19 protein-coding genes are annotated in these 21,055 nt (G+C 66.3%); 16 read left to right on the forward strand and 3 right to left on the reverse strand.

Going from position 1 to position 21,055, the window contains the following annotated elements; translation table 11 throughout:
* Positions 1-3: 3 nt before the first annotated feature.
* A complete protein-coding gene (locus tag EO245_RS05785; RefSeq protein WP_128892034.1) occupies positions 4-1,128 on the forward strand; it encodes a hypothetical protein in 1,125 nt (374 codons plus the stop codon).
* Here EO245_RS05785 and EO245_RS05790 read toward each other — a convergent pair.
* The 3 genes from EO245_RS05790 to EO245_RS05800 form a co-directional block, all read right to left on the reverse strand.
* Entirely contained in the window at positions 1,125-1,931 is an 807-nt protein-coding gene (locus EO245_RS05790; protein ID WP_128892035.1) for an SDR family oxidoreductase, read from the reverse strand. The two genes, EO245_RS05785 and EO245_RS05790, sit on opposite strands and share 4 nt — an antisense overlap.
* 79 nt (positions 1,932-2,010) lie before the next feature.
* Positions 2,011-4,074 carry a S9 family peptidase gene (locus EO245_RS05795; protein ID WP_234026975.1) on the reverse strand — a complete coding sequence of 688 codons (2,064 nt, stop codon included), beginning with the start codon at positions 4,072-4,074 and terminating at the stop codon, positions 2,011-2,013.
* 396 nt (positions 4,075-4,470) lie between these two features.
* Positions 4,471-5,088, reverse strand: a complete 618-nt coding sequence (locus tag EO245_RS05800; RefSeq protein ID WP_128892037.1) for a DNA-3-methyladenine glycosylase — start codon at positions 5,086-5,088, stop codon at positions 4,471-4,473.
* 97 nt (positions 5,089-5,185) lie between these two features.
* Between EO245_RS05800 and EO245_RS05805 the strand changes: the two genes are divergently transcribed.
* The 15 genes from EO245_RS05805 to murC all read left to right on the forward strand — a co-directional run bounded on the left by EO245_RS05805 (position 5,186) and on the right by murC (position 21,009).
* The gene (locus tag EO245_RS05805; protein ID WP_128892038.1) at positions 5,186-5,503 is read left to right on the forward strand and encodes a 2Fe-2S iron-sulfur cluster-binding protein; all 318 of its coding nucleotides are present in this window, start codon (positions 5,186-5,188) and stop codon (positions 5,501-5,503) included.
* Between the two features lie 61 nt (positions 5,504-5,564).
* Complete coding sequence (locus tag EO245_RS05810; RefSeq protein WP_128892039.1) at positions 5,565-6,575, forward strand: cysteine synthase A; 1,011 nt, start codon at positions 5,565-5,567, stop codon at positions 6,573-6,575.
* Between the two features lie 51 nt (positions 6,576-6,626).
* The gene (locus tag EO245_RS05815) at positions 6,627-6,986 is read left to right on the forward strand and encodes a hypothetical protein (RefSeq protein ID WP_128892040.1); all 360 of its coding nucleotides are present in this window, start codon (positions 6,627-6,629) and stop codon (positions 6,984-6,986) included.
* The gene (locus tag EO245_RS05820; protein WP_128892041.1) at positions 6,973-7,755 is read left to right on the forward strand and encodes a DUF4350 domain-containing protein; all 783 of its coding nucleotides are present in this window, start codon (positions 6,973-6,975) and stop codon (positions 7,753-7,755) included. Before EO245_RS05815 ends, EO245_RS05820 begins: the two co-directional genes overlap by 14 nt.
* 339 nt (positions 7,756-8,094) lie before the next feature.
* On the forward strand, positions 8,095-8,595 hold the full coding sequence (locus EO245_RS05825) for a division/cell wall cluster transcriptional repressor MraZ (RefSeq protein WP_370246177.1): 501 nt from the start codon (positions 8,095-8,097) through the stop codon (positions 8,593-8,595).
* Complete coding sequence (rsmH, locus tag EO245_RS05830) at positions 8,592-9,542, forward strand: 16S rRNA (cytosine(1402)-N(4))-methyltransferase RsmH (protein WP_128892042.1); 951 nt, start codon at positions 8,592-8,594, stop codon at positions 9,540-9,542. The genes EO245_RS05825 and rsmH overlap by 4 nt, the downstream gene beginning before the upstream one ends.
* Positions 9,539-10,066, forward strand: coding sequence for a hypothetical protein (locus EO245_RS05835; RefSeq protein WP_128892043.1), 528 nt, complete (start codon positions 9,539-9,541; stop codon positions 10,064-10,066). The genes rsmH and EO245_RS05835 overlap by 4 nt, the downstream gene beginning before the upstream one ends.
* On the forward strand, positions 10,063-11,781 hold the full coding sequence (locus tag EO245_RS05840) for a penicillin-binding protein 2 (protein WP_128892044.1): 1,719 nt from the start codon (positions 10,063-10,065) through the stop codon (positions 11,779-11,781). The genes EO245_RS05835 and EO245_RS05840 overlap by 4 nt, the downstream gene beginning before the upstream one ends.
* On the forward strand, positions 11,781-13,268 hold the full coding sequence (locus tag EO245_RS05845; RefSeq protein ID WP_128892045.1) for a UDP-N-acetylmuramoyl-L-alanyl-D-glutamate--2,6-diaminopimelate ligase: 1,488 nt from the start codon (positions 11,781-11,783) through the stop codon (positions 13,266-13,268). The genes EO245_RS05840 and EO245_RS05845 overlap by 1 nt, the downstream gene beginning before the upstream one ends.
* Positions 13,265-14,734 carry a UDP-N-acetylmuramoyl-tripeptide--D-alanyl-D-alanine ligase gene (gene murF, locus EO245_RS05850; protein WP_128892046.1) on the forward strand — a complete coding sequence of 490 codons (1,470 nt, stop codon included), beginning with the start codon at positions 13,265-13,267 and terminating at the stop codon, positions 14,732-14,734. The genes EO245_RS05845 and murF overlap by 4 nt, the downstream gene beginning before the upstream one ends.
* Positions 14,735-15,805, forward strand: a complete 1,071-nt coding sequence (gene mraY / locus EO245_RS05855) for a phospho-N-acetylmuramoyl-pentapeptide-transferase (RefSeq protein WP_128892047.1) — start codon at positions 14,735-14,737, stop codon at positions 15,803-15,805.
* Positions 15,802-17,175 (forward strand): UDP-N-acetylmuramoyl-L-alanine--D-glutamate ligase, encoded by a 1,374-nt coding sequence (gene murD, locus EO245_RS05860; protein WP_128892048.1) that lies wholly within the window; start codon positions 15,802-15,804, stop codon positions 17,173-17,175. The genes mraY and murD overlap by 4 nt, the downstream gene beginning before the upstream one ends.
* Positions 17,172-18,413 carry an FtsW/RodA/SpoVE family cell cycle protein gene (locus EO245_RS05865; RefSeq protein WP_128892049.1) on the forward strand — a complete coding sequence of 414 codons (1,242 nt, stop codon included), beginning with the start codon at positions 17,172-17,174 and terminating at the stop codon, positions 18,411-18,413. Before murD ends, EO245_RS05865 begins: the two co-directional genes overlap by 4 nt.
* On the forward strand, positions 18,410-19,606 hold the full coding sequence (gene murG / locus EO245_RS05870) for an undecaprenyldiphospho-muramoylpentapeptide beta-N-acetylglucosaminyltransferase (protein WP_128892050.1): 1,197 nt from the start codon (positions 18,410-18,412) through the stop codon (positions 19,604-19,606). The genes EO245_RS05865 and murG overlap by 4 nt, the downstream gene beginning before the upstream one ends.
* The gene (gene murC, locus EO245_RS05875) at positions 19,603-21,009 is read left to right on the forward strand and encodes a UDP-N-acetylmuramate--L-alanine ligase (protein ID WP_128892051.1); all 1,407 of its coding nucleotides are present in this window, start codon (positions 19,603-19,605) and stop codon (positions 21,007-21,009) included. Before murG ends, murC begins: the two co-directional genes overlap by 4 nt.
* Positions 21,010-21,055 lie beyond the last annotated feature (46 nt).

Here is a 21,055-nt window from a genome sequence, read left to right on the forward strand (position 1 = left end):
AGCTTGCGCTCGCTCGCCGCCCTCCTGCTGGCTTTCGGGCTCGTCCTTCCGGCGGCTGCGCAGGACGAGCAGGAAAAGCCCTCCTGGGTCGGCGTGTGGGAAGGGACCATCGGTCGCTATCCGGTCGTCGTGTGCCTCGACCAGCGCCGCAATGGCGACGGGCAGGGCAGCTATTACTACCTCAGCCAGCTGAAGCCGATCCGGCTGGAAAGCCGCGAGAGCATCGACAGCTGGATCGAGGGCAGCTCTTACAGCGAAGACGGATCGCAAGACCCGCCACGCTGGGCGATCGCGAGCGTCTCCCACGATCGCATTGGCGGCAGCTGGCATCAGGGCGAGCGGAACTTGCCGATCGCTCTTACCCGCATTCCAGAGGGTGCGGAGGAAAGCTGGTTCGCCTGCGAGTCGAGAAACTACCTCGAGCCCCGGTCCTTCGCGCCAGACTTCGAGACGAGCGCGGACAGTATCGAGGGACTGGATTTCGCCCGAATGACGTTCCTCCCGCCTGCGCACCTCGAAGACGTGCATGTCGGCGGCTTCTCCTTCGCCCCGTCGCAGCCCGGCGATCCCGCGATACTCGACTGGCTCGCCGCGCGCCTGCCGAGCGGGAAGGTCGAGGACGATGTCATGCAATGCATGGCCGGCGCGATTTCGCTGCACGGTGTCGATGGCTATTTCGAGCGCTCGCACAGTCCGGTCTTCGCCAATGGTCAGCTGCTATCGCTCGTCAGCGGCAACAGCAGCTATTGCGGCGGCGCGCATCCCAATCACTGGCAGGAATATTTCACTTTCGACCGGCAATCGGGCGAGCAGCTGGACCCGGCCGACTGGTTCGTCGCGGAAGGCATTGCGCGCGGCGAATATGGCGGCGTGCTGATGCAACCGGCCCTGCGCGCGATCGTCATGCAGCGCTGGCCGGACGAAGAGACGGACAACCGCGAATGCGCGGGCTTCGCATCGGATCATGAGTGGTGGAGCTACCTGGTCGAGCGCGACGGCATTCGCTTCCAGCCCGACCTCGCCCACGCCATCACGCCGTGCGAATATGAAGTCTCCGTGCCGTGGGGCGAGCTCGAACCCGTGCTCAGCGAAGGCGGCAAGGCACTGCGCCAGCGCGCGGAGCGCTAGCGTCCGAGCGGGCGCAGGCTCGAGCGGGTCTGCTTGCGCACGCGGCCCGGCATCCAGCGCGCGGCGAAACCCATCTGCTTGGCGGTCTTGCCGACCAGCGTGTGCAGCTTGTCGCTGTGAACCGCCTGCCATGCCGCATCGGCGACTTCGCTGACGGGCGTGATTTCCAGTCCCGCATCCTCGACCCGCTGGCGGACGCTTTCGTTGGTCTTGGCATTGGGGCTGTGTTCGAGCAGCGGCGTGTCGATGAAGCTTGGGCACAGCGAGCGCACGTTGATGCCGTCTTCCGCCCATTCGCCATCGAGGCTCTCGGTCAGCGCGCGCACGCCGAACTTGGTCGCCGAATAGACGCTCGCACCCGGCGTTCCGTAAATCCCGGCCGCGCTCGCGGTGTTGAGCAGGCAGCTTCCCGGCGCGGTCTTCTTGAGGTGCGGATAGGCCGCCTGCGCACCGAACAGCGCGCCCTTCAGGTTGATGTCGAGGCAGCGCTCGATTTCCTCGACGCTGTTGTCGACCAGCGATCCGCCGATCGGGATGCCGGCATTGTTTGCCAGCACGTCGATCCGGCCGCCTGCGGCCTTGGAAAACGCATCGAGCGCTACGTCCCATGCAGCGCGGTCGCGCACGTCGAATGTGTGGCAATAGGAAAAGCCACCGGGCAGCATTTCGGCAGTGGTCGCCATGCCTTCGGCATCGATATCGCCGAGGCCGACGAACCAGCCCTCCGCCCCGAATTTGCGAGCGATCGCGCGCCCGATTCCCGACGCGCCGCCGGTGATGAAGATAGCCTTGCGCTCGCTCATGTCGTCCTCTCCCAAAAAACAAGCCGCGCGAGATGGGTAATCCCGCGCGGCCCGTTTGGCCAGAAACTTAATCCGCGAGTCAGCCGCCGAGTGCGTCCGTCAGGCCCTGGACGTGCTCGGCACCCTCGACGATTTCCGCAGTCGAGCCGGAGACCGTGTCGCCGATCGGCTCCGAGCGTCCGCCGAGGCAAGTCGCGAGGAAATTCTCGGTGATCGCGTTGAAGGCGATGTTGTTGTTCGGCTTGGCGAAGCCGTGGCCTTCGTCCGGGAAGAGGACATAGGTCACCGGGATGTTCGCCTGCTTCATCGCATCGACGATCTGGTCGCTTTCCGCCTGCTTGACGCGCGGGTCGTTGGCGCCCTGTCCGATCAGCAGCGGCTTGGTGATCTCGCCGGCCTTGTAGAGCGGGCTGCGCTCTTTCAGCAGGGCGAGGCCTTCCTCGGTGTTCGGGTTGCCCATGCGCTCGTGGAACTGCGCGATCATCGGCTCCCAGTAGGGCGGGATCGATGCGAGCAGGGTCTCGAGATTGGACGGGCCGACGATGTCGACGCCGCAGGCAAAGGTTTCCGGCGTGAAGGTCAGGCCGGCAAGCGTCGCATAGCCGCCGTAGGAGCCGCCCATGATGGCGACCTTGTCCTTGCCGGTGATGCCCTTTTCGATCGCCCAGTTCACCGCGTCGATCAGGTCGTCATGCATCGCCTCGCCCCATTCGAGGTCGCCGGCGGAGATGAAGTCCTTGCCGAAGCCGGTCGAGCCGCGGAAGTTCACGCTCATCACGGCATAGCCGCGGTTGGCGAGCCACTGGTGGTAGCTGTTGTAGCCATAGCCGTCGCGCGCCCACGGGCCGCCATGGACCAGCAGCACCATCGGCACCGCTTCGTCCGGCACGCCGTCGCCATCGCTGTCGCTGCCCGGCGGGAGCGTCAGGTAGGACGGCAGGGTGAGCCCGTCGCGGCTGGTGATTTCGAGCGGCCACATCGGCTGCAGCGGCGCGCCGACCAGTTCGGGGCGGGTGGTGTAGAACTCGGTCAGCGTGCCGGCCGAGCGGTCGTAGATGAAGGTCTTGGACGGCGCGGTCAGCGGATCGTTCCACACGACCCACTTGGTGTCGTCCTCGGTCCGCGACTGCACGCCGAACTCGCCTTCCAGCCGTTCGCCGAGCCAGTCGAGCGAGGCCTTCACGTCCGGGTCGATCGCGGTCCATTCGGTGGTGAGATAGGTGAAGCTGTATGCCTCGATCTCGCCCGTCTTGGGATCGGCCATCGCGCCGCCGATGTCGGCCTTCTCGTTCTCCGCGATAACGGTCTTCTCGCCGGTCGCGACGTCCTGCGCGATCAGCGCGGCGGTGTTCCTTCCGCGGCTGTCGATCCAGTACATCGTCTTGCCGTCGGTGGTGAAGCCTGCCGGCTGGGTGGTCAGCGAATCCGCGAGGCCCGTGCTTTCGGTCGCCTCGGCAGCAACCTCGCCATCGGTGATCGGGAAGAAGTCCATCCCGCCGCTCGGGTTCGGGCGGATCGCCATGCGCAGGTCGAGATTGTCGTCGGCGAGGAAGCCGGCGAAGCCGTTGTTCTCCATCACCAGCGTCAGTTCGCCCGTGTTGAGGTCGAGCAGGTGCGCATCGAAGAAGCGCGCGTCGCGGTTGTTGAGGCCGACGAGGATCTTGTCGCGGATCGTCTCCGACGTGCCGATCACCTGGACGCGGGTGTCCTCGAACGGGGTGAGGTCGGTTTCCTCGCCGCTTTCGATGTTGATGCCGTAGAGCAGGAAGTTCTCGTCGCCGCCCTTGTCCTGGATGTAGAGCAGGCTCTGGCTGTCGGGCGACCAGAAATACTGGCGGATCGGGCGGTCGGTGGCAGAGGTCATCGCCTTTGCGCTCGAAGGATCGTCGGCCGGGGCGAGCCAGACGTTGAGCACGCCGTCCTTGGGCGCAAGCCAGCTGAGCCATTTGCCATCGGGGCTGATCCGGCCCGCAGTGCGCGTCGGATTGCCGAACAGGTTTTCGCGCGGGATCAGGGGGGCGGCTTCGGCGGTGTGGTTCATCGATACTCCGTCGGATTTGTGATGGTCGGCGCTTGCCGCATTGGGCACGGCCATGGCGAGAGCGGCCATGGCACAACCGGCGAGCAGCGTCTTTTGTTTCATTGAAAACATTCGGTTCCTCCCAAGGTTTGACAAGGGTGCTTTACATACGCCGCGATCACCTCGCCATGTCGTTTCGACGAACTGCCGACCAGATGCGACCATCGTCCCGCATGCGCGCATCGTGGAAGCGCGAGACCGGTTAACGCCCGCCTAGGCAGCCTACCGAATTGTTATTGCACGACGAAGGCCGGAATATGTCTTGCCCGTGACCGCATTTCGGATGGCCGGGCGCAGGGGAGGCAAGAGCGTGGCGAAGCGATCAGGAACGGGGCCGAAGCAGCCATGGCGCAAGCCGGGTGTCCGTCAGGTAACCCCGATCGGGAGAACAGCCGGCGGGGTCGTGAAGCGCGCTTCGACCGAGACGATATTCTACTTTCCGTCCTGAACTGCGCCGCCTCAGAGCGCGGGATTGTTGTAGCTGTGCCAGGTCAGGATGGCGATGGACCCGCGATGCGGGCTCCAATCGTCGGCTAGCGCGCGGGTGGTCTTCTCGCTCGGGCGCTCTTCGTGGCCGAGGATCTTGCCGATGCCTGCCTGCACGGCGAGGTCGCCCGCGGGCCAGATGTCGGGGCGTCCTTCGGCGAACAGCAGGTAGATTTCCGCCGACCAGCGCCCGATGCCCTTGATCCGGGTGAGCTGTTCGATCGCTTCCTCATCATCGGCCGGCAGCTTCTCGAAATCGACCTCGCCCGCTTCGACCAGTTCGCACAGGCTGCGGGCATAGCCCTGCTTCTGGCGCGAGAGGCCGCAGGCGCGCAGCGTGTCGAAATCGCGCTCCAGCAAGCAGGCGGGGGTGAAGTCTTCGCCCAGTTCCGCCTCCAGCTTGTTCCACATCGAAGATGCCGCCGCGACCGAGACCTGCTGGCCGACGATCGTGCGCAGAAGCGTCTTGTAGCCGGTCGGCCGGATGCGCGGTTCGGGATAGCCGACGCGCTCCAGCGCACGCGCTATTCCGGGCTCGCGCGCGGCGACATGGTCGATGCCCGCCCTGATCTGTTCTGCGCTCAATCCCATGGCCGCGTTTGTCCCGTCCCTTGCCAAATGCGCGACCTTTGCTTAGCAGCCGCGCCCGAAGGCCTTTTGGTCGAAAGCAAACGGAAAGCAAAGCCACATGCCCAAGCTGATCGTCGTCAACCGTGCCGGTGAAGAAAGCGAAGTCCAGGTCGAGGACGGCCTGACCGTGATGGAAGCCATTCGCGACAACGGCTTCGACGAGCTGCTCGCGCTGTGCGGCGGTTGTTGCTCGTGCGCGACCTGCCACGTCCATGTCGACCCCGCCTTCCAGGACAAGCTGCCGGAAATGAGCGAGGACGAGGACGACCTGCTCGAATCCTCCGACCACCGCGAAGCCAATTCGCGCCTGTCGTGCCAGATCCCCTTCACGGGCGAGCTCGACGGCCTAAAGGTCACGATCGCGCCGGAAGATTGATTTGCATACGGCGTAGCGCATCTGCGTTGCGCCTGCCGTGGGGGCGGCCTAGCTCGCTGGCATGATTGCTCCTCCCCCGCGCAAAGATACGCTCGAACTGATCGGTAATACCCCGCTCGTCCTGCTCAAGGGAGCGAGCGAGGAAGCCGGCTGCGAAATCTACGGCAAGTGCGAGTTTGCCAATCCCGGTGCCTCGGTGAAGGACCGGGCGGCGCTCGGCATCATCCGCGATGCGGAGGCGAGCGGCGACCTGAAGCCCGGCGGCTGCGTGGTCGAGGGGACGGCAGGCAATACCGGCATCGGCATCGCGCTGGTTGCCAATGCGCTCGGCTACCGGACGATCATCGTGATGCCGGACAACCAGTCGAAGGAAAAGATGGACACGCTGCGCGCGCTCGGCGCCGAGCTGGTGACCGTCCCGCCGACCAAATATTCCGACTGCAACCACTTCGTCCACACCTCGCGCCGCCTGGCGGAGGACACCGAGGGCGCGATCTGGGCCAACCAGTTCGACAACACCGCCAACCGCAAGGCGCATATCGAAGGCACCGCGAAGGAGCTGTGGGATCAGCTCGAAGGCCGCATCGACGGCTTCACCTGCGCGGCAGGGACGGGCGGCACGATCGCGGGCGTGGGCATGGGCCTCAAGGAATTCGACGAGAACGTGCGCATCGCGCTGACCGACCCGCATGGCGCGGCGCTCTACAACTATTTCGCCAATGGCGAGCTCAAGGCCGAAGGTTCCTCCGTCGCAGAGGGCATCGGGCAGGGCCGGATCACCGCCAATCTCGAAGGCGCGCCGATCGACACGCAGTTCCGCATTTCCGACGAGGTCGGCCTCGGCTGGGTCGCCCGCCTGCTGCGCGAGGAGGGGCTGTGCCTCGGCCTGTCGAGCGGGATCAACGTCGCGGGCGCGATCGAGCTCGGCAAGCAACTAGTCGCCGAAGGGCGCAAGGATGCGCGCGTGGCGACGATCCTGTGCGACACCGGATTCCGCTATCTCTCGACGCTCTACAACCGCGAATGGCTCGAGGCGAAGGACCTCCCGGTATTCGACTGGCTGGCCGACTGACGCGTCTAATCCGATTGACGCTGCACCTGCGCGCCCTGTAGCGTCGCGCGCATGGCAACGAACTTGCTGGAACGAATTTTAAAGCAGCCCGACAAGGATGCTCCCCCGCCGCCGCTCGGCGGGACGCGGTCGGAAGCTGCGCATCGCCTGCAGATCGGCCTGTCCGGCATTGCTGCCATGGTCCTGCTGGTTGCGCTGGCCGATACCATCCTCAGCCGCGCCGAGCAGACCGAGGCTTCCGCCGTGCCTGAAGCGGCGGCGACCGTAAAACCGAGCGAGACTGCGGTTCCGCAGCACGACCCGCTTGCCGAAGCGGGCGTCGTGCCCGACCTGCCGGCATCGCCCACTCCCACGCCGTCGCAGGAGCCCGCCATCCTTCCCGAACAGGGCGGAGGCAGTGGCGAGGACTAAGCTCGCGCTCGGCGCGGTCCTGCTCGTTTTCGTGCTGGCTTTCATCGCGTGGAGCGTGGCCCCGCGCGAGCGGGAGAAGCCCGCGCTCGGCCTCATGACATCGCTGCCGATCTACTGGTCCGAGGCAAGCTCGATCGAGGACATGCTGGCGCAGGATAGCGAGCCGCACTGGGTCCGCGCGCGGCTGGAGGAAGACTTCCGCCTCGTCCCGCTCGACAGCCTCGCCGTGCCGGGAAGCGCGGGCGAGGTCTCCGAGAGGCTGGCCCCGCTCGAGCGCCTGCTGCTCGCACAGCCGGCCGCCTTGCCGCCTGCCGACCTGGTCGCGCTCGACAGCTGGGTGAGGGGAGGAGGGCACCTGCTCCTGTTCGCCGACCCGATGCTCACCGCGCACAGCGAATTCGGCCTCGGCGACCGGCGCCGCCCGCAGGCCATCGTGATGATCGATCCGCTGCTCGCCCGCTGGGGCCTCGACCTCCTGTTCGATGAAGAGCAGACGGCAGGCGAGCGGTTGGAGGCTTTCGATACCGGCACGGTCCGATCCGGCCCGGTGAACCTGCCGGGACGTCTGGCAACGCGCGAAGGTTTCCCGACGGCTATGGAAGCTTGCTGGATCGCGGCAAACGGCCTTACCGCAAACTGTTCGATCGGTGCGGGCGAGGTGCTGGTCGTCGCCGATGCCGCCCTGCTGGAGGAACCGGACGATGGCGTCCTTACCGGCCGGGAAGAGGCCCTCGACCATCTTCTCGGGAGCCTTTCATGGCCGGGCTGACGAGTCGCACGGGAATTTGCGGGCAGGGAGCGGGACTCGCATGGGGACTCTACGGGAAAGCACGGAACTTGCTGGCTTTTCAGGGCTGTGACAGGCTTGATGAGAGGGGCGCGTTAAGGAAATATCTGCAATAAAAACAACACTCTGACGGGTTTTCCCGGGTAATCCCTTAATTTTCCCTTTTATCCCCGCGTGCTGCGGGTTAATACCGTCTTCCATCAGACAGGTTGTCTTTCGCTGCGCTTCGTGGGGACGAAGCGAGCCGCCATCGCTTACGCGCGGGCGGAGACGGGGAAGGCGTGCCTGCGGCAGGGAATGGCGAGGGGTGCGAAAGTCGCAGTGACGGGAGTGCGGGTCAGCTACAGCGGACAGGCCTATTCGCCGGCAGGCGACAAGGGCCGTTTCGTGCTGCCTCCGCGGTTCCGCAAGGCCGTGAAAGAGGCCAGCGGCGACAACCGCATCCTGTGCATCGACAAGCACCCCAAGTGGAAATGCCTCGTCGGCTTCGGCCTCTCGCGCGAGGAAGAACTGCACGACCAGCTCGAGCGCGAATACGAGTCCGCCGACCGCCACGGCCGCGACTTCGACTACGACGAGCGCATGAGCCAGCTGTTCGGTTTCGAGCAGGTCCCCTTCGACGACAGCGGCCGTTTCGTGATGCCGACCTTCCTGCTCGGCTTGGCCGATATTTCCGACGGCCTGTTCTTCCGCGGCGGTGGCCGGTTCTTCACGATCTGGAATCCGGAACAGCTCTACAAGATGGGCCCCGAATGGGAGGCTGCGCAGGCCGCCTGCCGCGTGCTCGTGGACGAAGCCGGATCGAAGGGGCGCAAGAAATGAGCGCTTCTGACACCCAAGCTCCCCACATCCCCGTCCTGCTCGACGAAGTGATCGCCGCGCTCGCCCCGCAGCCCGGCGACGTGATCATCGACGCCACCTTCGGTGCAGGCGGCTACACCCGCGCGCTGCTCGATGCCGGCGCGACCGTCCATGCCTTCGACCGCGATCCCGACGCGATCGAGGCAGGAAGCAAATGGCCCGAAACGCGCGAAGACCCGCCGGCTCTCGTGCTGCACCCGCGCCGCTTTTCCGAAATGCTCGACGCCATGAACGAGGCGGGCATCCGCCAGGTCGACGGCGTGACGATGGATATCGGCGTTTCCTCCATGCAGCTCGACCAGGCCGAGCGCGGCTTCGCCTTCTCCAGCGACGGCCCGCTCGACATGCGCATGAGCCAGGAGGGCGAAAGCGCCGCCGATTTTCTCAACACCGCCGACGAGGCGACCATTGCCGACGTCCTCTACCAGTATGGCGAGGAGCGCCAGTCGCGCCGCGTCGCGCGCGCCATCGTGGCGGCCCGTCCGCTGGAGACGACCGGCGAGCTGGCCCGCGTCGTGCGCAAGGCGCTGGGTCACAAGCCGCACGACAAGAAAGACCCTGCGACCCGCAGCTTTCAGGCGATCCGCATCCATGTGAATGCCGAGCTCGACGAACTGGCCGAAGGCCTCGCCGCTGCCGAAGCGCTGCTGCGCGAAGGCGGGCGGCTCGCGGTGGTGAGCTTCCACAGCCTCGAGGATCGCATCGTCAAGCGCTACTTGCGCGAAGCATCGCAGACCGGCGGCGGCTCGCGCCACCTGCCGCAGGTCGATACGGCAGAGCCGATCTACCGCAAGGTCTCCAAGGCGATCCGCCCGGGCGAGGCGGAGCTTGCCCGCAACCCGCGCGCCCGCTCCTCCACCCTGCGCCACGCGATCCGCACGGGCACTCCGGCGAGGGAGGCGGCATGATGTCGACCGGATCCCGCCTGCGCCAGATCGGCTGGGCCGTTGCGCTCTCCATCTGCATCACCGGCTTCGTCGCGCTGACGTTCCGGGTGAACGCGGTGAAGAGCGAAGTGCGCCTTGCCGAGCGCCAGATCATCGCGCTCGAACGCGAAAAGCAGCTGCTCGAAACCGAGTTCCAGACCCGCGCCAACCAGCAGCAGCTGGCCGACTGGAACCGCCTCGAATTCGGCTATGAAGCGCCGACTGCCAAGCAGTACCTCGAAAACGAGCGCCAGCTTGCAGCGCTCGGCGTGCCGCGCGGTATCGGCGCGCCAGATCCCATTCGCGTCGCCCGCGCGCCTGTCGCAGCGGAAGAGGAGGGCCTGCTCGCCATGGTCTCGCCGCTGACCGGCGAAGCGCTGGAAGACAACCAGCCGGCGCGCGAGAAGGACGAGCCGCGCTCGCCCATGTCGGCGCAGCGCTCGCTCGCCGACCGCCTCGCCATGGACAACCCGCTGCGCGGTGCATCGGTCGAGGTGAACGAATGAATGCGCTGACGATCAGCACGGCGATTTCGACCGGCCGTGTGCAGCTCGTCACCATGCGCCAGACCTCGCTCGACACCGCACGGATGCGGGTGCTCTGGGTCGCGGTCATTTTCGCGCTGGTTGCTGCCGCTGCGGTCATGCGCATCGCCTATTTCGGCGTAAGCGACCGCGCGATCCGCGCGACCTCGCTCGAAGAGGCGCTGATGCCGCCGCGCGGCGAGCTGACCGATCGCAACGGGGTCCCGCTCGCACGCGCATTTCCTGCCTATGCGCTGTGGTACAACCCGAAGGCGCTGGGCGATCCGTCCGATCCGCTGGTGAAAAGCCCGCAAGAGGTCGCCGCGCGCCTGAAGGCGATCTTCCCCGAGATCGACGAAGTCGAAGTCGCCGAGAAGCTCGCCTCGGGCCGCGCCGGTTACCTTCGCCGCCGCGTGCTGCCCGAAGACGCCAACCGCGTGCAGGACATCGGCGAGCTTGCCCTCGAACTCCCGCGCGAAACGGAACGGCACTATCCGCAAGGCGCGATGGCCGCGCACGTCCTCGGCTTCGTCGATTCCGAAGGTCGCGGCAAGGTCGGCATGGAACAGGTGCTCGACGAACACCTGAGCAATCCCGTCACCCGCAACCAGCCCGTCGCGCTGTCGATCGACATGCGCGTGCAGGGCGCGCTTGAAGACGAGCTGCGCCGCGGCATGCTGTCGGTCAACGCAATGGGCGCTGCCGGTATCGTGCTCGACGTCGATACGGGCGAAGTCCTCGCCCTCGCATCGCTGCCCGAATTCGATCCCAACAAGATCGACGCCGAGGGCCAGAAATACATGTTCAACCGGGTGACCAACCAGGTCTACGAGCTCGGTTCGACGTTCAAGCCGCTCTCCGTCGCAGCCGCCATCGATGCAGGCGTCGTGCGCGATTTCGGCAAGCGCTACGATGCCAGCCCCGTGAAAGTCGGGCGCTTCTCCATCAAGGACAGCCACGCCATGGGGCCGAGCCTCAACGTGGCCGAGACGCTGATCCATTCCTCGAACACCACGACCGCGCGCATTGCCGACGAACTGGGCGCGGAAAAGCTGCGCCGCACGATGATCGACCTCGGCATGAACGAGCGGCCCTACATCGAGCTTCCCGCGAAGGGGCATCCGATCTGGCCGGGCGACGACTGGCCGCGCTTGCGCAACATGACCGTGAGCTACGGCCACGGCATCGCGGTTACTCCGCTCCACCTCGCGAGCGCCTATGCGGCGATGGTCAATGGCGGCATCTGGCGGCCTGCGACGATGAAGAAGCTCGAAGCGGGCGAAGCGCCCAAGGGTCGCAGGGTATTCAAGGCATCGACCTCCAGCCGCATGCGCCAGCTGCTGCGCATGATCGCGATCTACGGCACCGGCCGCAATGCCGATGCACCGGGCTTCCGCGTCGGCGGCAAGACGGGTTCGGCGGAAAAGCCGGGCAGCGGCGGCTACCGCCGCACCTCGCTCGTATCGACCTTCGCCGCAGCCTTCCCGATGGACCGCCCGCGATACGTCGTCGTGACCATGCTCGACGAGCCCAAGGGCACCACCGCAAGCTCCTTCCAGCGCACCGCCGCATGGAACGCCGCGCCGATCGTCGGCCGCCTCGTCCCGCGCATCGGCCCGCTGCTCGGCGTCATGCCCGACGACACGCGTGACGTGGACATCTCCGACCTGAAGCCGCTGATCGGGAAGGAGCACTGATGCGCCTTTCCGCTCTCGCAGCCAGTGCCGGCGTGACCCTGTCCGAAGGGGCGGAGGCGCAAGTCACCGGTTTCGCCATCGACAATCGCAAGGTCGCACCCGGCACCGTGTTCGGTGCTTTCCAGGGCAGCAAGGTCAATGGCGAGGACTTCATCCCCGCCGCCATCGAAGCCGGTGCGGTCGCCGTCATCGCGCGGCCCGAAGCCCGGGTCGAAGGCGCGATCCACATCGCGAGCGTCGAACCGCGCAAGACCTTTGCCGAGATCGCCGCGAAGTTCTTCACCCCCGTCCCCGCCACCGTCGTCGCAGTTACCGGGACCAACGGCAAGACCTCGACGGTCGAGATGACGCGCCAGCTCTGGCGCATGGCGGGCCACCGCGCCGCCAGCATCGGCACGCTCGGTGTTACCACGCCGGAGGAAAGCGTCTCGACCGGGCTGACGACGCCCGACATCGTCACCTTCCTGTCGAACATGAGCGGCCTTGCGCGCGAAGGCGTGAGCCACGTCGCCTACGAGGCATCGAGCCACGGCCTCAGCCAGTATCGCAACGAGGGGCTGCGCGTCGCCGCGGCGGGCTTCACCAATTTCAGCCGCGACCACCTCGATTACCACAAGGACATGGAAGACTACTTCGCAGCCAAGATGCGGCTGTTCGACGAAGTGGTCGCCGACGATGCGACGGCTGTGGTCTGGACCGGCGATAGCGAGTGGGCCGGCCGGGCCATCGAACATGCGAAGAAACGGAACCTTCGCCTGTTCACGGTGGGGGAGCAGGGGGAAACGATCCGCCTGCTCACCCATACGCCGACCCAGCTGGGGCAGGAACTCACCATCGAATTCGACGGCCAGCAGCGCACCATCAAGCTGCCGCTGATCGGCGCCTACCAGTCGGCCAATGCGCTCGTCGCAGCCGGCCTCGTCATCGCGACGGGCGGTGATCCTTCGCAGACGCTCGATGCCGTCTCGCGCCTCCAGCCGGTGCGGGGTCGTCTCGAGCGGGCAGTCATCAGCGGGCAAGGTACGCCGGTCTACATCGACTACGCGCACACGCCCGACGCTCTCGAAGCCGCGCTGGTCGCACTTCGCCCCCACGTCAAAGGCCGCCTGATCTGCGTATTTGGCGCGGGCGGCGACCGCGACCAGGGCAAGCGAGGGCCGATGGGCGAGGCCGCATCGCGCTTTGCCGACCACGTCATCGTCACCGACGACAACCCGCGCGGAGAGGACCCGGCGGAAATCCGCCGCGCGATCCTCGAAGGGGCGGGCGAGAACGTGACGGAAGTCGGCGACCGGCGCGAGGCGATCTGCCGCGCGATCGAGTTTGCAGAAGGCGAGGACATCGTCCTCATCGCAGGAAAAGGCCACGAGAAGGGCCAGATAATCGGGTCGGGAGACACTATGCGGGTTTTGCCGTTCGACGATGTCGAAGTCGCGCGCGAATGCGCGACGGCGCTCAACAAGGAAGCATGGGGCAAGGGCGAATGAGCGTCGCGAAGAAGATCCATCCGGCGCTGCGCGAATGGCCGCTCAACCTGCGCGACCGCCTGCCGCTCGCGCTGTGGGACAGCGAGGCGATTGCCGAGGCGACCGGCGGCACGGCGAGTGCGGCCTTCCAGTGCGCCGGCGTCGAGATCGACAGCCGCGACGTGCGCGAAGGCGACCTGTTCTTCGCGCTCAAGGGCGAGGCGATGGACGGCCACCGCTTCATCGACAAGGCATTCGAAAACGGCGCGGTCGCTGCCGTCGTCGACCGCCCCGTCGAGTATCCGCACATCCTGGTCGAGGACACGGGCGAAGCCCTACGCAGCCTCGCCGCCGCCGCGCGCGACCGTTCGAGCGCCGTCCGCATCGGCGTGACCGGCTCGGTCGGCAAGACCGGCGTCAAGGAAGCGATCTTCACCGCGCTCGAACGCGCGAGCCGGGGCAACACGCACCGCAGCGTGCGTAGCTACAACAACCATGTCGGCGTGCCCCTCTCGCTCGCCCGCATGCCCTCGCGCAGCCGCTTCGGCGTGTTCGAGATGGGCATGAACCACGCGCAGGAGATTTCCGGCCTCACCGCGCAGGTGAAGCCGCATGTCGCGGTCATCACCACCATCGCGCCCGCCCATATCGAGAACCTCGGCTCGATGGAGGCTATCGCCGACGCCAAGGCGGAGATTTTCGAAGGCCTCGTCGAAGGCGGCACTGCCGTCATCCCGGCCGACAGCGACTGGTTCGAACAATTGCGCGACCAGGCGATCAAGCAGGGCGCACGCGTCGTCTCCTTCGGCCGGTCGGACAAGGCGGATGTGCGCCTGCTCGATGCGATCCCCTCGGCCAATGGCGGCTCGCTCGTCACTGCCGACATGGGCAGCGAGCGCGTGTGCTTCACCGTCGCCGAACCGGGCGATCACTGGATTTCCAACTCACTCGCCGTGATGGCGGCGGTCCGTGCGGCCGGGGGCGACCTCGGCGCTGCGGGACTCGCGCTTGCGGAGATGGGCGGATTGAAGGGACGCGGTGCGCGTCACGAGCTTCGCGTGCCCAAGGGCAAGGCGCTGCTGATCGACGAAAGCTACAATGCCAATCCCGCCTCGATGCGCGCGACCCTGCGCCAGCTGGGCCAGACGCCGGCCACCCGCCGCGTCGCCGTGCTCGGCAGCATGAAGGAACTCGGTGATTTTGCTGACCGTTTCCACGAACAGCTCGCCGAACCGCTGGCCGAGGCGAAAGTCGATTACGCGTTGCTGGTGGGCGACGAGATGCGCGCCCTCGTGCGGCACTTGGGGAAAGGCGGCGGCAATGCGCTTGCCGAGGGACTCAGCTTCGCCCATTGCCAAGGACCTGCCGAGGCGATCGCGGCACTGGAGGAATACGGGCTGAACGCGGGCGACGCGGTGCTGGTCAAGGGCTCCAACTCGGTCGGCCTGGGCAAAGTGGTAGCTCATTTTACGAGCCGGGATGGCTGAATGCTTTATCTGATTGCCGAGTGGCTGAACTTCGAGGGCCTGTTCAACCTCGTCCGTTACCAGACCTTCCGCTCGGGTGCGACGCTGATGACCGCGCTGGTCATCGGCCTGATTATCGGTCCGCGTTTCATCAGCATGCTGCGTGTCCGCCAGGGCAAGGGGCAGCCGATCCGTAGCGACGGGCCCCAGACCCACCTCGCCAAGGTCGGCACGCCGACGATGGGCGGCCTGATGATCCTCATCGCGCTGACCGTATCCATGCTGCTGTGGATGGACCTGCGCAGCCCGTTCGTTTGGGCCTGCCTCGCGGTGACCGTCGGCTTCGGCCTGATCGGCTTCATGGACGATTACGACAAGGTGACGAAGAACAGCCACCGCGGCGTGTCGGGCAAGGTCCGCCTGCTGATGGAATTCGCTGTCGCTGGCGTCGCGAGCTATTTGATCGTCAGCCAGATCAACACCAACCTCTACGTGCCCTTCGTCTCCGGCGTCTCGATCCCGCTCGGGCCGTTCTACTACGTCTTCGCAGCCTTCGTCATCGTCGGCGCGGGCAATGCGGTGAACCTGACCGACGGGCTGGACGGGCTGGCAACCATGCCGGTCATCATCGCCGCTGGCACTTTCGCGCTGATCGCCTACCTCGTCGGCCGCGTCGACTATTCGGAATACCTCGGCATCCCGCATGTGCCGGGCGCGGGCGAACTGGCGATCCTGTGCGCCGCGATCATGGGGGCGGGGCTCGCCTTCCTGTGGTTCAATGCGCCGCCGGCCGCCGTCTTCATGGGCGACACCGGCAGCCTCGCACTCGGCGGGGCGCTCGGCGCGATTGCCGTGGCGAGCCACCACGAGATCGTCCTTGGCATCGTCGGCGGCCTGTTCGTGGCCGAAGCGCTGTCGGTCATCATCCAGGTCTTCTGGTTCAAGCGAACCGGCAAGCGCATTTTCCGCATGGCGCCGATCCACCACCACTTCGAACAGAAGGGCTGGGCGGAATCGACCGTCGTGATCCGTTTCTGGATCATCTCCATCGTCCTTGCACTCATGGGGCTGGCAACGCTCAAGCTGAGATGATCACCTCCCCCGCCTTTGCCGGCAAGCGGTATGCCATCCTCGGTCTCGCCAGATCGGGCCTCGCGGCGGCGGAAGCACTGCTCGCCAGCGGGGCCGAGGTCGTGGCGTGGGACCGGCAGGACGTTGCCCGCGAAAAGCTCGAAGGGCGTTGCCGCATCGCCGATCCGCTCGACATCGACCTGACCGGTTTCGACGGCGTGGTCGTGTCGCCCGGCGTTCCGCTCAACACCCATCCCATCGCAGGTCATGCCGCGAAATTCGGCGTGCCGGTCATCGGCGACATCGAGCTCTTCGCGCTCGCCCGGGCCGATCTGCCGCCGCACAAGGTCGTCGGCATCACCGGCACCAACGGCAAGAGCACGACGACCGCGCTGGTCGCTCATATCCTTGAAGAAGCCGGTGTGCCGGTCCGCCTCGGCGGCAACATAGGCGTGCCGATCCTCGGCGAAGACCCGCTGCCCGAAGGCGGCGTCTATGCGCTCGAACTGTCGAGCTACCAGATCGACCTCACGCGCTCGCTCGCCTGCGAGGCTGCGGCACTGCTCAACATCACGCCCGACCATCTCGATCGTTACGACGGGTTCGAGGCCTATGCCTTCTCGAAAGGCCGCCTGTTCGCGATGCAGAGCGTCTCTCAATTCGCCGTCTTCGGCACGGGCGATCCCTCGACGCGGGCAATCGCCGAGGCCGAGCGGGCGCGCCGCCCCGCAGGCCGCGTGGCGGATATCGAGAAAGAACCCGACGCCGATCTCCAGCGCGACTGGCCTGCCTTGCAGGGACCGCACAATCTCGAAAATGCGGGCGCGGCGATCGCCCTCGTCGAGGAACTGGGCGTCACGCGCGAGCAGTGGGAGCCGGCCATGCGCAGCTTCGCCGGCCTGCCGCACCGCATGGAGTTCGTCGCCGAGCACGGCGGCGTCATCTACATCAACGACAGCAAGGCAACCAACCAGGCTTCGGCCGCACCGGCGCTGGCCGCCTATGCGCCCGACCCGGCAATTCACGGCGGCACGCCGCGCGTTCACTGGATCGTCGGCGGCCTGGCGAAGGAAGACGGCCTCGGCGAATGCGAGGCGCATCTCGGCAATGTCGCTGCCGCCTACACCATCGGCGAGGCCGGTCCGCGCTTTGCCGAATTGCTCGACGGACGCGTGCCGGTGACCCGCGCCGAACTGCTGTGCGAGGCAACCCGCATCGCGAGCGAAGTCGCGCGGCCGGGCGATGTCATCCTGCTTTCGCCCGCCTGCGCCAGCTTCGACCAGTTCCGCGACTACGAGAAGCGCGGCGAGCACTTCCGCCAGATCGTCGAGGCGATCACCGGCGAGACCCCGCCGATGGCGGACGGCCTCCAGGGGAAATCGGCGGCATGAGCGGTACCCAACCCTACATCCCGCGTCCGGGCGAACGGATTGCGAAGCCGGACCGGTTCCGCGGCTCGCGCCTGTCGGAACTGAAGATCTGGTGGCGCGAGATCGACCGCGTGCTGCTGTTCCTGATCCTCATCCTGATGGCGCTGGGGACAGCTGCCGTCGCCGCCGCATCCCCGGCAAGCGCAGGCCGTCTCTCGACGAGCGACGTGCAATTGCCCGATCTCTATTTCTACTGGGCGCACCTGCGCTGGCAGGCGCTGGGGCTGATAACGCTTTTCGCCGCTTCGATGCTCAGCCTCGACAATGCGCGCAGGCTCGGCGTGCTGCTGGCTGCGGCGATGCTGAGCGCACTGTTCCTCGTCCCGATCATCGGGCACGAGGTGAACGGGGCGAAGCGCTGGATCAATCTCGGCATGCGTTTCCAGCCGTCCGAATTCTTGAAGCCGGGCTTCGCTATCGCGCTCGCCTGGATCCTGACCTGGCGCCTGCGCGACCCGCACCTGCCGGTGCTCGCGGTAGTTACCGGTGTGATGGGGCTGGTTGGGCTGTTGCTCATGCTCCAGCCGAACCTCGGCGCGACGATCCTGTTCGGCGGCGTGTGGTTCGTGCTGGTGCTGCTGTCCGGCGTCAGCATCCAGCGCATCGGCATGCTGATGGGCGGCGGCGTGGTCCTGATGACACTCGCCTATTTCTTCTATCCGAACGCGCAGAACCGCATCAATTCCTTCCTCGGCGGCGGGACCGCCTTCGACCAGGTCGACCTCGCCGAGCGCACGCTGCTGGCAGGTGGCTGGACCGGCAGCGGATTGTGGCTCGGGGTGCGCAAGATGAACCTGCCGGAAGCGCATACCGACTACATCTTCTCGGTCATCGGCGAGGAATTCGGCCTGATCGTCTGCGCGCTGATCGTGCTCCTCTATCTCGGTATCGTCGTGCGGGTGTTGGTGCGCCTCGCTGACGAAGAGAACCTGTTCGTCCTTCTCGCAGGGGCCGGGCTCGTCACCCAGATCGGCGGGCAGGCCTTCATCAACATTCTCGTCAACCTGCAGCTTTTTCCGTCTAAAGGCATGACGCTGCCCCTCGTGTCCTATGGCGGTTCCTCGACCATTGCCGTATGCCTCGGCGCAGGGTTGCTGCTCGCGATAACGCGGCGCAATCCCTTCCTGACGCGCGAGACCCCCGGATTGCGCGCCAAGCTGTCGGAAAAGCTCTTGAGCGAGGAAAGGAAACGCGCATGAGCGGCGCGAACCGCCACTACGTCCTGGCTGCCGGTGGGACCGGTGGTCACCTGATTCCGGCGTTCGCGCTGGCAACCGAACTCGACCGGCGCGGCCACCATGTCGCGCTGATCACCGACGAACGCGGCGCGGACATCCCGGGCAAGCCGGATTTCCTGCCTGCGCACGTCCTGCCCGCAGGCCGCTTCGGCAAGAACCCGCTAAACTGGGTCAAGGGCGCACGCGCGGTGATGCAGGGCCGCTCGATGGCGCTGCGCCTGTTCGAGAATTTCCAGCCGAGCGCGGTCATCGGCTTCGGCGGCTATCCCTCGCTACCCGCGCTGCTCGCCTCGGTCTCGGCCGACATCCCGAGCGTAGTGCATGAACAGAACGCAGTGCTCGGCCGGGTGAACCGACTGCTTGCCGGACGCGTGCAGGCGATTGCGACCGCCTATCCGGAAATACAGCGCCTCAAGTCCAAGCATGCAGGCAAGGTGCATCTCGTCGGAAATCCGGTGCGCCACAATGTGCTCGACCTGCGCGAAGAGCCGTTCCCGGCCTTCAGCGAGGACGGCCTGCTGCGCGTGCTGATCACCGGCGGCAGCCAGGGCGCGCGCATCCTGTCCGAAGTCGTGCCCGATGGCCTCGCCATGCTCCAGCCGGCGCTGCGCCAGCGGCTGCAGGTTACCCAGCAGTGCCGCGCGGAAGACATCGACGCGGTGCGCGAACGCTATCGCTCCCACGATATCCCCGCCGAACTCGCGACCTATTTCGAGGACATGGCAGCGCGCCTCGCCGATGCGCATCTGTTCATCGGGCGCGCGGGCGCATCGACCATTGCCGAGCTGACCGCGGTCGGCCGTCCGGCGATCCTCATCCCGCTGCCGATCGCGACCGACGACCACCAGGCTGCGAATACACGCGAACTCGCCAAGGCGGGCGGCGCGCGGATGATCCGGCAGGAGAAATTCACCGCAAAGGAACTCGCCAAGCAGATCCAGGCGATGGCGCAGCACCCCCAGACGCTCGCAACCGCTGCGCATGCGGCGTGGAACTGCGGCAGGCCAGATGCGGCATCGGACCTTGCCGACCTCGTCGAAAGCTTTGGCGGGGACGAGCTGATGGATGTGATCCGCGTCGGCGGCAACAATGCGCGCGGCGCTTCGCAGGGCGTTCCCGCGGGGCAGGGCAGCGCGAGGGAGATCGCCGAATGAGGGGCGTACCGACAGATATCGGCACCATCCATTTCGTCGGCATCGGCGGCATCGGCATGTCGGGCATCGCCGAGGTGATGAACAACCTCGGCTACACGGTGCAGGGCTCCGACATCAACGAAAGCCCGGTGGTCGAGCGGCTGCGCTCGCAGGGAATTTCGGTGTCGATCGGGCACGAGAAGGAGCATGTCGAAGGCGCTTCGGTCGTCGTCACCTCGACTGCGGTGAAGCGCACCAATCCCGAAGTCGCGCATGCGCTCGAAAACCGCATCCCCGTGGTGCGCCGCGCCGAAATGCTCGCCGAGCTGATGCGCCTCAAGAGCACGATCGCAGTCGCCGGCACGCACGGCAAGACGACGACAACCAGCATGATCGCCGCGCTGCTCGATGCAGGCGATGTCGACCCGACCGTCATCAACGGCGGCATCATCGAACAATACGGCTCCAACGCGCGCCTCGGCGACAGCGACTGGATGGTGGTCGAAGCCGACGAGAGCGACGGCAGCTTCCTGCGCCTCGACGGGACGATCGCGGTGGTGACCAACATCGATCCCGAGCATCTCGACCATTACGGCGATTTCGACGGGGTGAAGGACGCCTTCGTCGAGTTCATCCACAACGTGCCCTTCTACGGCGCTGCGGTACTGTGCATCGACCACCCGGAAGTGCAGGCCGTGATCGGCAAGGTGCGCGACAGGCGCGTCGTCACCTACGGTTTCTCGCTCCAGGCCGATATTTGCGGCGTCAATGTGCGCCCGCACGAGGGTGGCAATGTGTTCGACGTGATCGTGCGCCAGCGCGGCGAGGAAGACCGCCGGATCGAGGGCGTGAAGCTGCCCATGCCGGGCCGCCACAACGTGCAGAATGCGCTCGCCGCGATTGCCGTCGCGATCGAGATGGGCTGTCCCGACAGCGTCATCATCAACGGCTTCGGCAGCTTCGGGGGTGTGCGCCGCCGCTTCACCAAGGTCGGCGAGATCGACGGCGTCACCGTGATCGACGATTACGCGCACCACCCGGTCGAAATCCGCGCGGTGCTCTCGGCAGCGCAGGAAAGCGCGCGCGGCCGTGTCATCGCGGTTATGCAGCCGCACCGTTACACGCGCCTCAACGATCTGATGGACGACTTTCAGAACTGCTTCAACGACGCGGACGAGGTCTTCATCACGCCGGTCTACGAAGCGGGCGAGGACCCGATCGAGGGCGTGAACGCACAATCGCTCGTCGCGGGCCTCAAGTCGCGCGGCCACCGGTCGGCTGCGACGGTCGCGGACCTTAAAGACCTCGCCGGCAAGCTCGCAAGCGAGATCAGGGATGGCGACATGATCGTCTGCCTCGGCGCGGGCGACATCACCAAGTGGGCGGCCAAGCTCGCCCCAGCGATCGAGGAGGCGCGAGCATGACGGTCCGCCAGCCCGACGACTGGCCGATGTACGACACCGGCGGTGC

It is taken from the genome of Erythrobacter sp. HKB08 (assembly GCF_004114695.1).
In the GTDB taxonomy this organism is placed as follows: domain Bacteria; phylum Pseudomonadota; class Alphaproteobacteria; order Sphingomonadales; family Sphingomonadaceae; genus Parerythrobacter_A.

Coding starts and splice junctions, on each gene's coding strand:
- EO245_RS05815 (WP_128892040.1), top strand. CDS start 6,627: ATGGCAACGAACTTGCTGGAACGAATTTTAAAGCAGCCCGACAAGGAT.
- rsmH (WP_128892042.1), top strand. CDS start 8,592: ATGAGCGCTTCTGACACCCAAGCTCCCCACATCCCCGTCCTGCTCGAC.
- murG (WP_128892050.1), top strand. CDS start 18,410: ATGAGCGGCGCGAACCGCCACTACGTCCTGGCTGCCGGTGGGACCGGT.
- EO245_RS05800 (WP_128892037.1), bottom strand. CDS start 5,088: ATGGGATTGAGCGCAGAACAGATCAGGGCGGGCATCGACCATGTCGCC.
- murC (WP_128892051.1), top strand. CDS start 19,603: ATGAGGGGCGTACCGACAGATATCGGCACCATCCATTTCGTCGGCATC.
- EO245_RS05845 (WP_128892045.1), top strand. CDS start 11,781: ATGCGCCTTTCCGCTCTCGCAGCCAGTGCCGGCGTGACCCTGTCCGAA.
- EO245_RS05810 (WP_128892039.1), top strand. CDS start 5,565: ATGATTGCTCCTCCCCCGCGCAAAGATACGCTCGAACTGATCGGTAAT.
- EO245_RS05805 (WP_128892038.1), top strand. CDS start 5,186: ATGCCCAAGCTGATCGTCGTCAACCGTGCCGGTGAAGAAAGCGAAGTC.
- mraY (WP_128892047.1), top strand. CDS start 14,735: ATGCTTTATCTGATTGCCGAGTGGCTGAACTTCGAGGGCCTGTTCAAC.
- EO245_RS05835 (WP_128892043.1), top strand. CDS start 9,539: ATGATGTCGACCGGATCCCGCCTGCGCCAGATCGGCTGGGCCGTTGCG.
- EO245_RS05795 (WP_234026975.1), bottom strand. CDS start 4,074: ATGAAACAAAAGACGCTGCTCGCCGGTTGTGCCATGGCCGCTCTCGCC.
- murD (WP_128892048.1), top strand. CDS start 15,802: ATGATCACCTCCCCCGCCTTTGCCGGCAAGCGGTATGCCATCCTCGGT.
- murF (WP_128892046.1), top strand. CDS start 13,265: ATGAGCGTCGCGAAGAAGATCCATCCGGCGCTGCGCGAATGGCCGCTC.
- EO245_RS05865 (WP_128892049.1), top strand. CDS start 17,172: ATGAGCGGTACCCAACCCTACATCCCGCGTCCGGGCGAACGGATTGCG.
- EO245_RS05840 (WP_128892044.1), top strand. CDS start 10,063: ATGAATGCGCTGACGATCAGCACGGCGATTTCGACCGGCCGTGTGCAG.
- EO245_RS05790 (WP_128892035.1), bottom strand. CDS start 1,931: ATGAGCGAGCGCAAGGCTATCTTCATCACCGGCGGCGCGTCGGGAATC.